This window comes from Spongiibacter pelagi, from assembly GCF_014705705.1.
Lineage (GTDB): Bacteria > Pseudomonadota > Gammaproteobacteria > Pseudomonadales > Spongiibacteraceae > Spongiibacter > Spongiibacter pelagi.
In genome coordinates this window covers 421,625-435,273 of the sequence record NZ_JACXLD010000001.1, presented here as the reverse complement: position 1 = coordinate 435,273, position 13,649 = coordinate 421,625, and the positions used below count along the sequence as shown (strand labels likewise).

General features: G+C 53.6%; 10 protein-coding genes. 4 read left to right on the top strand and 6 right to left on the bottom strand.

Features of this window, described 5'->3' with window-relative positions:
- Positions 1-12 precede the first annotated feature (12 nt).
- Positions 13-1,626: a metallophosphoesterase gene (locus IB286_RS02040; protein ID WP_190761989.1), complete on the bottom strand. Its 1,614-nt coding sequence runs from the start codon at positions 1,624-1,626 to the stop codon at positions 13-15.
- Between the two features lie 251 nt (positions 1,627-1,877).
- Positions 1,878-3,686 carry a S8 family serine peptidase gene (locus IB286_RS02035; protein WP_190761988.1) on the bottom strand — a complete coding sequence of 603 codons (1,809 nt, stop codon included), beginning with the start codon at positions 3,684-3,686 and terminating at the stop codon, positions 1,878-1,880.
- A 191-nt stretch (positions 3,687-3,877) separates the two neighbouring features.
- Between IB286_RS02035 and IB286_RS02030 the strand changes: the two genes are divergently transcribed.
- From IB286_RS02030 to IB286_RS02015, 4 genes are all read left to right on the top strand, one after another.
- Positions 3,878-4,732: a substrate-binding domain-containing protein gene (locus tag IB286_RS02030; RefSeq protein ID WP_190761987.1), complete on the top strand. Its 855-nt coding sequence runs from the start codon at positions 3,878-3,880 to the stop codon at positions 4,730-4,732.
- A complete protein-coding gene (locus IB286_RS02025; protein WP_190761986.1) occupies positions 4,729-5,919 on the top strand; it encodes a hypothetical protein in 1,191 nt (396 codons plus the stop codon). The genes IB286_RS02030 and IB286_RS02025 overlap by 4 nt, the downstream gene beginning before the upstream one ends.
- Positions 5,920-6,106: 187 nt before the next feature.
- Positions 6,107-8,590 carry a TonB-dependent receptor gene (locus IB286_RS02020; RefSeq protein WP_190761985.1) on the top strand — a complete coding sequence of 828 codons (2,484 nt, stop codon included), beginning with the start codon at positions 6,107-6,109 and terminating at the stop codon, positions 8,588-8,590.
- A 27-nt stretch (positions 8,591-8,617) separates the two neighbouring features.
- Entirely contained in the window at positions 8,618-9,580 is a 963-nt protein-coding gene (locus IB286_RS02015; RefSeq protein ID WP_190761984.1) for a tyrosine-protein phosphatase, read from the top strand.
- A 52-nt stretch (positions 9,581-9,632) separates the two neighbouring features.
- Here the strand turns inward: IB286_RS02015 and IB286_RS02010 are convergent, their stop codons facing one another.
- The 4 genes from IB286_RS02010 to thiC are packed head-to-tail and all read right to left on the bottom strand — an operon-like array spanning position 9,633 to position 13,636.
- Positions 9,633-10,436: a thiazole synthase gene (locus IB286_RS02010; RefSeq protein ID WP_190761983.1), complete on the bottom strand. Its 804-nt coding sequence runs from the start codon at positions 10,434-10,436 to the stop codon at positions 9,633-9,635.
- A gap of 3 nt (positions 10,437-10,439) precedes the next feature.
- Positions 10,440-10,643, bottom strand: a complete 204-nt coding sequence (thiS, locus tag IB286_RS02005; RefSeq protein ID WP_190761982.1) for a sulfur carrier protein ThiS — start codon at positions 10,641-10,643, stop codon at positions 10,440-10,442.
- Between the two features lie 8 nt (positions 10,644-10,651).
- Positions 10,652-11,752 carry a glycine oxidase ThiO gene (gene thiO, locus IB286_RS02000; RefSeq protein WP_190761981.1) on the bottom strand — a complete coding sequence of 367 codons (1,101 nt, stop codon included), beginning with the start codon at positions 11,750-11,752 and terminating at the stop codon, positions 10,652-10,654.
- A gap of 6 nt (positions 11,753-11,758) precedes the next feature.
- Entirely contained in the window at positions 11,759-13,636 is a 1,878-nt protein-coding gene (gene thiC, locus IB286_RS01995; protein ID WP_190761980.1) for a phosphomethylpyrimidine synthase ThiC, read from the bottom strand.
- Between the last annotated feature and the right edge of the window lie 13 nt (positions 13,637-13,649).

Sequence of the window (13,649 nt, the reverse complement as noted above, 5' to 3'; positions counted from 1 at the left end):
TCTTAGACGCCCTTAACGAGTGATCGTAAAGTAGTCGAGCGCAGCGCCGTTATCATCGATAAAGCGCACTATCAACTCATCTTTCTTCACATCGACCACGACCGAACCCAGCAGATCTTCGGTGAAGAAATGCGCTTCATGGGGAGCGTCATCAGCCAAGCCACCCGTTTGGCCAGAGCTGCCAGCAGTGGAGTAGACCACTTTGTCATCCATACCGCTTTGAGTAATTTGGCCGTAAGCCTGATCGTCGCGACCGGTCTTGGGGGTGCCATCGCTATTCAGCTCAGCCATCTCGGCGGCATCAAAAGTGTCAGACAAGCCGTAGTGGCCGCGAATATAGTAGGAGCGTTCGTAGGAATGGCTGTGACCGGAGTACACCAAATCCACCCGGTAATCTTCAAAAATCGGATTAAAGTTTTCCCGCATTTCAAAGATAGGCTGGTCAACGCCAAGCTGATTTGAGTCCGAGTCGTGGCTGGCTTTGGAGTACGGCGGATGGTGGAAAATAACAATCGTCCAATCCTTGGTATTGCTCTCCAAATCTGAAATCAGCCAGTCCTTCATCGCCGCCTGGTTGTCGGCATTACGCGCCGTTACCTGCGAATCCAGACTAATAATATGCACATTGCCGTAATCAAAGGCGTAGTACTGCTCGGTGCCACTAGGCACGCCACCCACTTCACCATTGGTCGGGAAGGAGAAAATATTCAGGTAGGGCATGGGCGAATCGGGTGGCAAATCTGGCAAACCGGTGATGGGGGTATAGAGATTCACCGTGGGCGACAATGAGGTGCCAAAGCTGCCCATCTCATGGTTACCAATGGTGCTCCAAATTGCCGCTTTCGCTAAGGTCTTGGGATATATATCAAATAGAGCAACCTGATTTTGCTGGTCGGTACCGTCAAAATACGCGTTGTCGCCAAGGGTCAGCAGAATATCGGTTTCTTCGCCGCCGTTATCACTAATCCACTGGTAGTAACCTTCGCGCACTGCGACCTGCGCAGTGTCATCGGCAAGCGGAGAACCCGCCGAACCCGGATCACCCAAAATCCAGATGCGGGTATTGCCGTCACTTGGTAATTCATTGGCCAGCGGCGCTGTGCGGAAATAGTGTTCGGCATTCGCAGTCGGCGCGCCGCCAACAGAATAGTAATAAGTTGTATCCGGTTTCAGCCCTGTCACCAGCGCTTCGCTGTGTCCCGTTTCAGTAACAACCGCTGCGGTCAGGCTGCCCAAGGGCAGCGCGTCTGAGTAGGTGCCCACACAAACCGCCGTGGCTTCATCGCCGCCATCAATATTGCCACGCCATTTAATAATGACCCGGTCAGAAGCGAGCTGCTGCAGGAACAGGCGCTCGGGAACCACTTCGCTACCTTCGCAAAGCACCGTTGGTTTAGGCTCAGGAATATCACCACCGTCACCACCATCGCCGCCATCGCCGCCATCGCCGCCATCGCCGCCATCGCCGCCATCGCCGCCATCGCCGCCATCGCCGCCATCGCCGCCATCGCCGCCATCGCCATTATCAACAATGGTGCTACTTTTAGAGCTGCTGCCACCACAGCCGGTCACAATAACCGTGCTAAATAATAGACACAGCAACAGTGCGAGATTGGTTTTCTTCATGGTATTACCTAAATAGCGAGCTTGCTCAACGGCAAGGTGATGCGAGGATTGGCCTAAATTGACCTAAGACTGCGCCCAGATTGATCTAAGACCGCGCATATTAGCGACCAAAAGTTACACCTATGTTAAAGCGTGCCGTTAACGCTATTGAGAACCACAAAAGTCAAAGCATAGAACCAGTAAAAGATAGAACCAGAAAAACAGGCCCATAAAAAAGGGAGCCAAGCTCCCCTAATTAGATTCGTTTTGTTTTATGGATTATCGGTGTAGAGCAAATACTCGCCACTGCCGCTGTAAGATTTCACCCGCCAGCGATATTGCCCCGCCGAACCGGTATAACTAATTTCCTCACTGGCTGAATCGGTTGCCGAGCTGGCGACTGAACTCCACGACTGAAAAATGAAACCACCGAGTTTTTCCAGATACAGATCAAAGTCAGTACCAGAAGCGCCCTCTAAATATGCGCGGAATTGGCCGCCATTGCTGGCAAAACCCGCAGAACCCGGCACATAAACTTGCCCGCCATTATTCAAGGTTCCGCTGGACTGCTCACACTCAGGACAAGGCCCCGCACTCGGCGCCGTTAAAATCACCACTTGTTGCTCGCCGTCCTGCGCACCGTCGAAATCAGTGATGGTAAGCGTGACGTTATAGCTGCCGTAATCGGCATAGTTATGACTCACCACAGCACCCGAAGCGGACTGCCCGTCGCCAAAGTTCCACGCATAACTGGCAATGCCCGCACCCGCGCTCGCAGCCGAGGCATCAAAACTACAGCTTAAGTCCGCGCAATCTTGGGTAAAGCTGGCCAGTGGCGCTCCGGGCTCACCCTCTGCCACTTGCAATAAAAGATTTGGCGAGCCACTCAATGCGCTCAATTTACCACTGGTACCGGCGGCCAACACGCCGTCGAAAACATCGGCAGGAGACACTTGCTGGCCACCCAAAAATACCGCCGCAACACCCGCTACGGCTGGCGCCGCCATAGAAGTACCGCTGGCGTTCGCGGTCGCATTATTTCCGGTATACCACGCTGAAACAATGGATGAACCCGGCGCCATAATATCTACGCAAGAACCATGATTAGAGTAAGAGGCACGGCTGTCGGTATTCGTGGTTGCACCCACGGTAATCGCCTCAGCTACCCGGTTAGGTGAGCCGGTACAGGCATCGGCATTATCATTACCGGCAGCAACCACCACGGTAATACCGGCATTGACGGCGTTGCGAACCGCCTGATCCAGCGCCGTGCTATTGCCCCCACCGATACTCATATTGGCCACGGCAGGCGTTTGATGATTCGCCACCAACCAGTCCAAACCGGCAATAATGGTTGAGGTTGAGCCGCTGCCATTACAGCCCATCACCCGCAAACCATGCACCGTGGCGCCTTTGGCGACACCGTAAGTAGACCCCGCCGCAATACCGGCCACATGGCTGCCGTGACCATTACAGTCTTCATAATCCGCTGCATCGACCGAACCAAACAACAACCCAGAAGAAACAAAGTTACGGCTGGTGCCCACCCGCCCAGCAAATTCACTGTGCGTACTATTAATGCCGGTATCCAACACATATATATGCGATCCCGCACCGGTTCCGTTATAGCGGTAACTGCCATCCAGCGGCAGATTCGTCTGATCGATTCGATCCAAACCCCAAGGCGCATTATTTTGGGTAGCACGCAAGCCGGCCACGCGGTCTTGCTCTACCAAATCAACCAAAGGATTCGCGGCCAGCAGCGCCGCAGCTTCCGGGCTCAACTGTGCAACCACCCCGGTAATAGCGTGTTCAAACACACCTAAAACATTGCCGCCAACGCCTTCCAGAATGGCCTGCACCTGCTCGGTCAACCCTAGCCCGAGTAGGTCTGGCGTGGATAATTTATTGAAAAGCACAATGTACTGGCCATCAATGGGCTCACCCACGCCCTGCGAACTGAAGCTGGCCGGCTCATCGCTGGATGCGGCCAAACTTGACTCGCCACCACCCCCGCCACCACAGGCACTCAAACCTAGCGACACAATTCCTGCCAAAACGCCATTCACAAGAAAACGCATTTGATTCCACCTTTTGAAACTTAATGATTATGTTATAGCGAGAGTGTAGCGGATGCTCACGATGAAAACCGTGAGCAGTTCAAAGTTTACAAAAGCCAAAATGTGTGACAGGTCACGTCATACAGTTGTCATAGGAAGCGCCTACACTGCCTGCGTTTTTTGACCCGCCGGTTTTTCACCCAAGTTGTATCATGCTAAAGCTTCCAATCCTCAGCCCGAATCTCTGGATCTATGCACTGGTGATTGCCACGCTAAGCAGCCTGCCAATTGCCGGATCACTGCTATTGTCTCGCCAGCAGTTCGCCCCCATCACACTGAGCAATTATCAGAGTTACCGCTGCCAGACCGGCGGCGAGGCCGATGCAACATTCAATGTTTTGACCCTAACGGCGCTAAAGGCGAAAGAGTTCGCCGACCGCTTATGCGCAAATCCGGTACTTGGCCAATACTACGGCGAGGTGGCGATTAGCTGGCATCCCCGCGCCTTTCTCCAAATTGAACATCTACTCAATGGCCAATATCAGTTGTTTTGGAATCGCCGCCATATCGTTGCCGGTTTAACGCCAGAAGCCCAAACCTACTATCTGCCCATTGTCGATTCACCGCGCTACACCATGTATTGGGCAAGCTATAAGCAGGCCCCGGAAATCACCCCAGAATATTTGGCTGACAAACGTATTGGGTTTTCGGAAGACCACCAAAGCATGAGCTTCTATCTGCGGCCAATGGCGGCACTCGCCGCAGCGGGCATAGAACTGAACAGCGAGCAAAAGCGTTTTTACCCCGGTCCCAAAGCATTGATGGACGCCTTTTATAGAGGCGATATCGACCTTGTTACCAGCGGCGGTGACAGTATGCAGGCCGCCACGGATCGCAAACTGTATTTCACATTGATGGACAAAAATGTGCCCTCCGGCACGTGGTATTTACAGCGCAACCAGTTTCACCCCGGCCTTGCCTGCGAGCTGAGTAAAACCCTTCGCCTATTCGATAGCTTGTTTGAACAAGGTCATTCAACGCCGACCTTTGAGGGCAGTTGCCCGTGAAAACCCACCGTTTTAAACGCCCTCTACTTACCGGGCTCGCGCTGCTGCCAGCGGTTTTATTATTAGTGGTGCTCAGTATTTGGCAGAGCTTAAATATGCTGGCCACCGATCTTAAGCAACAACTTTCACCGCGCCTGCCGGAAGCAATTGTTGAAGCCAGCGTAAATCTGTATGAGCTGGACGACCTCAACAATTTTTTAGTTCAGCACATTAATAGGGACTTAAACCATTTACCGGCCAGTGGAATCTTGTCGCCAATAACAAGCTGTCGCGCACAAGTTCAACAACTGCGCGGCCGACCTTACTTTCAAATAAGCACTCAACACCAAACCACTAAACGCAATATTCAGTTGGATTGGCCCTCTGGTGATCAGCAGGAATCATTGGGCCTGCAACTAGACTGCAACATTAATTGGGCCACCGCCGCCGGCGTGCCCACGCTGTTAAGTGTGCTGGCACTGATTTTGGTAACTCTGGTTTTACCACCCATGCGGGCTGAGCAACGGCATATTTTTAATCGGCTTGCCGCGCATAGCGGCCACCGACAAGCGCTGGCCTTGCTCAAGCAGCAACAACTTTACGACCCGTCCCAACAGGCGGCCCTGTCGCTATTACTGGAAGACAGCAAAACCGATCCGGTGGATGCCCTGCGCAGCGTGTCTGGCCGTCAGCTCAGTGCTCCAGATGCTCTCGACTGGCTGCAATGTGGTTTACGACTCTACCCCGAACAATTATCACAAGCCCTGGCCATTGCCGAATCGGAAGCAACGCTGCGCTTCGCCCCCGACGAGCAGCGCCTGTGGATTCACGGCACCGAAATAAAACTGCCCGCCACCCCCTACTTTTATTACTTGTGGTACGCCGGCAAACGGCTGGCGCGTGATGAAGCCGATGGCTGGTTTGTAAACCCGCCTTCAAACAAGCCCGACTTTCCCGCCGCTGGCGATTTGATGGCGCTAATGGCGAATCACAATGGCCACCAGAAGGCGATTAACGATTTACAGGAAAAAGGCCTGCGCGCCAAAACCCTCGACCAAAACCGCAGCAAGATAAAAGAGGTACTGGTTGCCACCTTGGGAGAAAAACTGGCCGCGCCCTATCTGTTCGATATGGAGCGAGATGCGCGCACCGCCCGCTCCAAGTACCGTCTGGCGACCCCCGCAGAAAAAATTCATATTTCCAGCTAATGCCCAGAAAACACGGGCTTTTAGACATCCCCAAGCGGTTTAGAGACATCTTTTTCACTGCGTAGTCACATAAAAATCCAAGAATGGGCCCCGCGAAACAGCGCCATAAGCCGGGAGACAACGGCAGCCATTCAAGCGCAAAAAATCAGGCCATAGGGCCAAACCAAAACCAAACCGGAGACCCAACATGAACCCCTTTCGCTTTCGTCCCACATTATTGTGCGCGGCAATTGCTCTAGTCAGTGGTGCCAGCCACGCTGAAGAAAACGCGGCACCACTAGCAACTCAAGAAACCAAGTTAGAAATCGTGACGGTAGTTGGCAAGCCAATCAAAGACAGCCAACAGGCCGCATTTGAAGCCAAGCAATTTGCCGACAACTATGTCGATATTATTTCTGCCGACACCATCGGTCGCTTCCCCGACCAAAACCTGGCCGACTCACTGGGCCGCCTGCCCGGTTTGGCAATTGAGCGCGATCAAGGCCAAGCCCGCTACATCAACCTGCGCGGTGCGCCATTCCGTTACACCAGCATCGCCTTTGACGGCATTGATGTACCCGGCGCCGAGAACGGCCGCGTGCCCCGCTTCGACAGCTTCCCTTCAGTAATCACCAGCCGCATTGAAGCCAATAAAGCCATTCTGCCGAGCATGCCCGGCGAGTCCGTTGCCGGCTTCATCAACATTCACACCTTCAGCCCATTCGCACAGGAAGGCTTCTCTTTCTCTGGCGACATCGGCTTGGGTGAGCAGCAAATGGGCGATGGCGACATCGACAAATTCGGCCTGCGCGGCTCATGGTCAAATGACAATTTCGGCGTGGTTTTGTTTGCCTCTGAAAACAGCCGCGAACAAATCACCGACAACCGTGAATACGATTTAGAACACGATGCCAATGGCGATCTGGTCGTGAACGAACTGGACTTCCGCAGCTACAAAATTACCCGTGAAGACAGCGCCCACGGCGGTACCTTTGAATACCGTGGCGAAGGTCCTCTGCAGCGCGCCTTCTTCAGCACTCTGTACAGCGAGTTTGTTGATAAAGAAGAGCGCAACCAGTTTGTGTTCGCTTTTGATACACCCGTTTCCGGCACTACCGCCTCAAACCAAGCGGCCAGCGTTAACCGCATGCTGGAATACGGCAAGTACGAAAACTCCACCTTCAGCAATACCCTGGGTGCCGATTTCCAAGTGGCTGAGTGGGCACTGCAAGCCCGCTATAACACCACCGAAACAGAAAACAACTCGCTGCTACCTATCCCTTATAGCGTCGGCGGCAGTGTTGTTGCCAGCTATGATATGAGCGATATCGAAGACCCCAAGCTGACGCTGGATCGCGACCTGTCTACCATAAGCTACGCGCAAACTCTGGGCCTGGTTTACGCCCAGAAGCTGGATATTGACGCCGACAAATTCAAGCTCGATGCCGACCGCAATATCGAATTATTCGGCCAAGACGCCGTATTCAAAACCGGTATTCAATTAGATCAGCGCAAGGCCGATGGCTTTGTTGCCACACCAGCTATGGGCCTCTTCCCCGGTTCCATTAATATCGACAGCTACAACACTGGCGAGCAGTGGGAATCCAATACCACCAACACCATTGGCGGTACTTACTACGACAACAAAGGCCTGCGCGCCGCTTGGGATCAAGCCGGCCTGACTACGCCACAACCCAGTGCAGCAAACATTGTTAAGCTGGAAGAAGAGATTTTGGCGGCTTACGCCATGACCACGACTCAATTCTCTTGGGGTAATTTGGTTACCGGTGTTCGCGTTGAGCAAACCGACTACAGCAGCGAAGGCCGCGATGTAAACGGCAATCCTGTTAGCGTAGACGACAGCTTCACCAATGTTCTGCCTAGCGCTCACCTCAATATTGATTTGCGCGATGATGTAAAACTGCGTGTCTCGGCCTCCAGCGGCCTGAACCGCCCCACCTACGACGAGTGGCGCGCAGCGGCCTCTGCCGACATCACTACCAAAGAAGTTCGCGGCGGTAATCCTACGCTGGAAGCTGAAGAAGCCGTGGGCATTGATACCGCACTGGAATGGTATTTCGCTCCAGCCAGCATCGCCTCGGTAGGCGCCTTCTACCGCCAGATCGACAACGTAATCTATGCCGACACTTCAACCATTGATGGCGGCCTTTACGACCCCAGCGCCAAGGGTGAGCAGTGGACTTACATCGGTAAGGTCAACGGCAAAGACGGCGAAATGAGTGGTGTCGAACTGAACTTTGTCGGCCACGCCGCCGATCTGGTTCCGGTTCTGGATGGCTTTGGTATCAGCGCCAATATGACCTTGCTCAATAGCGAATTTAAAGGTCTGGACGGCACCAAATACGACCTGCCCGGCACCTCAGACATGATCTACAACGTGTCGGTCTTCTATGAAAACTTTGGCCTGTCCACGCGCCTGAACTACCAGTACCGCGACGAGTGGATTTCTCCCATCGAAAGTCCAGACGAAGTGTGGGGCGAGCAGAAGCGTGTTGACCTGACCGTGAGCTACGAGCTGCCATTCGACTTGAACGGCGCTACGATGTCGATCTACTTCAACGCCAATAACCTGACCGACGAAACCGATTTGCGCTACGCCGCCAACGGTACCGTAAACCAATCAGAGAGCTATGGCCGTCGCTACTTGATGGGCGCCCGGATCAGCTTCTAAAAGAACAGACAAAATAGGATTAGAACCATGATGAATACATTTACAAAATCAGGTGCCGGCTTTGCCGGTACCCTTCGCAGCCTGACACTGGCTGTCGGTCTGGGCCTAACTTTGAGCGGCGGCTTAAGCGCTTGCAGCAACACACCTAGCCAAGCAGAGGTTAAGGAATACAACGCCGCACTGGTTGCCAGCGACGAGCGTGTAATGAAGCTGGAAGGCAGCTCCAACTTCCGCGATATGGGCGGCTATAAAACCGAAGACGGCCAAACCGTGCGTCGCGGCATGTTGTTTCGCTCTGGCGCCATGACCAGCCTGAGCGATCAAGATATTGCCGCGCTTAACCAACTGAACTTCAGTGCCGTGGTCGATCTGCGCTCAGACGACGAGCTGGAGCTGTACCCCAACCGCTGGGTGAAAACCAATAGCGATATCGACTATGTTCAACATAGCTACAGCATGATGAGCATGATGGGCAATGCGGCTAAAGCGGCAACCGGCCCCGTCGACTCTCGGGAAATGATGGGCAAACTTTACCGCCACTTCCCCGAGCAACTCCAACCACAACTGAAGCTCTACTTTGCAGAACTACTGAAAACCGAAGGGCCAGTAGTGGTGAACTGTTCAGCCGGCCAAGACCGCACCGGTTTTTCTTCCGCGATGATTCTGAGCGTATTGGGTGTACCGCGCCAAACCATTTTGGAAGACTACCTGCTCTCCACCCAGTACCGCCGCCCCGTGAATGAAATGGGCGATGTGGAGCTGGAAGAAGCCGCTAAAACCAATAGTTTTGCCAAAATGATGCTGCACTACAAAAAAGCCGGTGCCAGCCAGCAGCCCAACCCGCTGTACACCGAAGACGGCACGCCGTATCTGGCTTTCGCGCTGGAAGAAATCGACAGCCGCTGGGGTTCGGTGGAAGCCTATCTGGAACAGGCCATTGGCGTGAGTGCCGACGACCTTGCCCAATTGCGAAAGAAGTATGTGATGTAAAACCTGCGCTAAACGCGAGTAAACGAGAGGCCGGATTTTTATCCGGCCTTTTTTATTGCTGATGCCAGAACGGCATACCCAGGGTTGGTGTGGAAGGCGCGGCGGTTTGGCGCTCGGGCATTGCCCCGGCAAGATAGGCTTTGCGACCGGCAGACAAAGCATCGCGAAATGCTTCCGCCATCATCACCGGCTCATTGGCTTGGGCCACGGCGGTGTTAAGCAATATGCCGTCATAACCCAACTCCATCGCCTGCACCGCATGGGAAGGTTTACCAATGCCCGCATCCACAATCAGCGGCAGCTCGGGAATACGCTCACGAATCGCCTGTAAATTATAGGGATTCATTAAGCCGCGCCCGGTGCCAATAGGTGAACCCCAAGGCATTAACACTTCACAGCCGACATCGCGCAGCCGTTGGCAAATCACCAGGTCATCGGTGCAATAGGGGAACACTTTAAAACCCAGCTTAATCAGTTTTTCTGCCGCTTCCACAGTGGCAATTGGGTCGGGCTGTAAATTGTAATCATCGCCGACCACTTCCAGCTTTAACCAGTCGGTTTCGAATATTTCGCGGCTCATTTGCGCCAGTGTCACCGCTTCTTTTACCGAGTGACAGCCCGCGGTATTCGGCAATAAGGCTTTATTCAAGCTGCGTAATTGTTCCCAAAACGCATTGCCGCCACCTTGCTCCGGCGCTTGGCGGCGCAAACTTACGGTAATAATTTCAGAACCCGAGGCGGTAATGGCCGACTTCATCACTTCTGGCGAAGGATACAGCGCGCTGCCAATAAGAAAGCGGCTATTGAAGGTTTGACCGTAAAGCGTCCACGTATCTGAAGATAAGGTCGCACTCATCTATCAGCCCCCCTGAACCGGCGCGAGTACATCAACGCGATCACCGTCACTCAAGGTAAATGCGCTGTACTGCGAACGCGGCACAAATTCTTCATTCACGGCGACTGCCACTTTTTCGTCGTCAAAGCCCCATGTTCCCAACAAGCCTTTTAAGGGCTGGTCATTGGCGCACTGTTTCGCTTCGTTATTTACGCTGACTGAAATCATTCTTTTTCCTACACGCCACCCGCTCTTAGTACCGGCGTAGCGCTATTCAAACCATGCTCAACAAGGCAGGCCAATGCCGACTCCACCACAAAGGGACTGAGCAAATAGCCGTGGCGATAAAGGCCATTCACGCGCAGCAGTTTTTCTTCCATCTTCACGACAGGTAAATTATCCGGCATGGTGGGGCGGCAATGGGTATAAGCATGTTCGATATGCGCTTCTGCAAAACCGCTGTGCAAGCTGTATAACGCCGATTGCAGTTCCAAACTTGAGCGCACCGAGATCGGCGCCATCGACTCGCTTTCAATTTCGGTTGCACCAATCACGTAGCGATTATTCGCGCGCGGCGAAACATAAAGCTTGTAACGCGGATGCATCAAGCGAACCGGGCGCGATAAATTCACCTCCGGCGCATGCACCCACAACACCTCACCACGCACGCCGCGCAAACCGGCAAGCTCGGACTTAGCGCCAATACCTCGGGTATCGATCACCCAATCAAATTCCCAGCTTTGCTCACCGGCAATGACTTTTCCAGAGTCGCTGCCAGATACCAGCTCGGTAATATCTGTAAATTCAGACCATTGCCCATCCAGCTGGGTAATCGCAAGTTCGAGAACCTTAAGTAACTGGGTATTGTCCAGATAGCCCTCATCGGGCAAGTACAGCGCCGATTTAAAACGAGCGCACAGTTCCGACTCCAGCTCTTCTAACCTTGCCGAATCGCATTGTTCGACCCGATTAAAATAGTCCGGCACCTTGGCACGCAATTGCTGCTGAAAATGGGTGAGGCTACTTTGATCCTGCGCATGGGCGACAACCACACTGCCTGCCAAACCAAAATCGACGGTCATGCCGGACTGTTCTTGCAAGGCGGCAATTTGTTCAGGCCACCACTCCAGCGCCATGAGGCCGTATTCAAAAACCTTGCGCTCGGCGGTTGCCACCTCCGTGTACGGAGCCAACATCGCCGCAGCCACCTTGGCGGCGCTTAACTCCGCGTGGCGACTGCCCTTGTCGAACAGGGTCACAGAGTGGCCCTGTTGCAACAATTTCCAGGCGAGCAAGCGACCGAGCAGGCCGGCACCAACAATGGCAAGGTTTGACATGCGAGCTTATACCTTTGAGTAAATCTCGCTGCCCTGCTCTTTAAACTCCGCCGATTTTTTCTGCATTTCCTGCTCGTTTTGTTCGAGCTGGTTAGCGTAATCACGCACGTCCTGCGTAATTTTCATAGAGCAGAACTTGGGGCCACACATACTGCAGAAATGCGCCACCTTGGCAGACTCTTTTGGCAGGGTTTCATCGTGGAAAGCGCGGGCGGTATCGGGGTCGAGACCCAGATTAAATTGATCCTCCCAGCGGAATTCAAAACGCGCTTTACTCAAGGCGTTATCGCGCAGTTGCGCACCGGGGTGGCCCTTGGCCAAGTCCGCCGCGTGGGCCGCAATTTTGTAAGTGATAATGCCGGTTTTAACATCGTCTTTATTCGGCAAACCAAGGTGTTCTTTCGGCGTTACGTAGCACAGCATGGCACAGCCATACCAACCTATTTGCGCCGCACCAATGCCGGAAGTGATGTGGTCATAACCCGGTGCGATATCCGTGGTCAGTGGTCCAAGCGTGTAGAAAGGCGCTTCATCGCAGTGCTTGAGCTGCTCTTCCATATTCTCTTTGATCATTTGCATAGGCACATGACCGGGGCCTTCAATCATGACTTGCACATCGTGGGCCCAAGCTTTTTTGGTCAACTCACCCAGAGTGCGCAGCTCACCAAATTGCGCCTCATCGTTGGCGTCAGCTACTGAGCCGGGGCGCAGACCATCGCCCAGCGAGAAGGACACATCGTAGGCCTTCATAATTTCGCAGATATCGTCGAAATGGGTGTAGAGGAAGTTTTCTTTATGGTGGGCCAGACACCACTTGGCCATAATTGAACCACCACGCGAAACAATACCGGTCATACGCTTGGCGGTCAGCGGCACATAGCGCAGCAATACCCCGGCGTGAATGGTGAAGTAATCCACGCCCTGCTCGGCTTGTTCAATCAGGGTGTCGCGGAAAATTTCCCAAGTCAGGTCTTCGGCAATACCGTCCACTTTTTCCAGCGCCTGATAAATCGGCACCGTGCCCACTGGCACTGGTGAATTGCGCACAATCCACTCGCGGGTTTCATGAATGTTTTTACCGGTAGACAAATCCATCATGGTATCCGCACCCCAGCGAATACCCCACGTCAGTTTGGCCACTTCTTCTTCAATAGAAGAACCCAGCGCCGAGTTACCGATATTGCCGTTGATCTTCACCAAAAAGTTGCGGCCGATAATCATGGGCTCCAACTCGGTGTGGTTGATATTGGCAGGGATGATTGCGCGACCACGGGCAATTTCATCGCGCACAAATTCCGGGGTAATTTCTTTAGGAATATTGGCACCAAAATCCTGTCCGGGATGCTGCATGGAAAGCTCGGCAGCGGCCTCAGCCAATTGCGCTCGGGCCATATTTTCACGAATGGCAATGTATTCCATTTCCGGGGTGATAATGCCCTGACGCGCATAGTGCAGTTGGGTCACATTTTTGCCGGGCAGCGCTTTGCGCGGTTTGCGCTTGAGATCAAAACGCAGCGCTTCAAGGCTCAAATCGGCGGCGCGCTTGCGGGTGTATTCTGAGCTATCGCCAGCCAGCACTTCAGTGTCGGCACGGTCGATAATCCACTGCTCGCGAATAGGCTCTAGCCCTTTGCGAATATCAATATTGGCTTTGGGGTCGGTGTAGGCACCGGAGGTATCGTAAACCCGAACCGGCGGGTTTGGCTCAAGACGGGTGCTGCCGTCTTTGTCCTGTACCGGCGTGGCGGTGAGCTTAATCTCACGCATCGGCACCTGAATATCGGGGCGACTGCCCGTGATATAAATTTTGCTGGATGCCGGCAGTGGCTCAACAGCCGCGGCATCAACCTGTGCGGTTTCTCTTAATAATGGATATTCAGACATTTCCCCTCGCCTC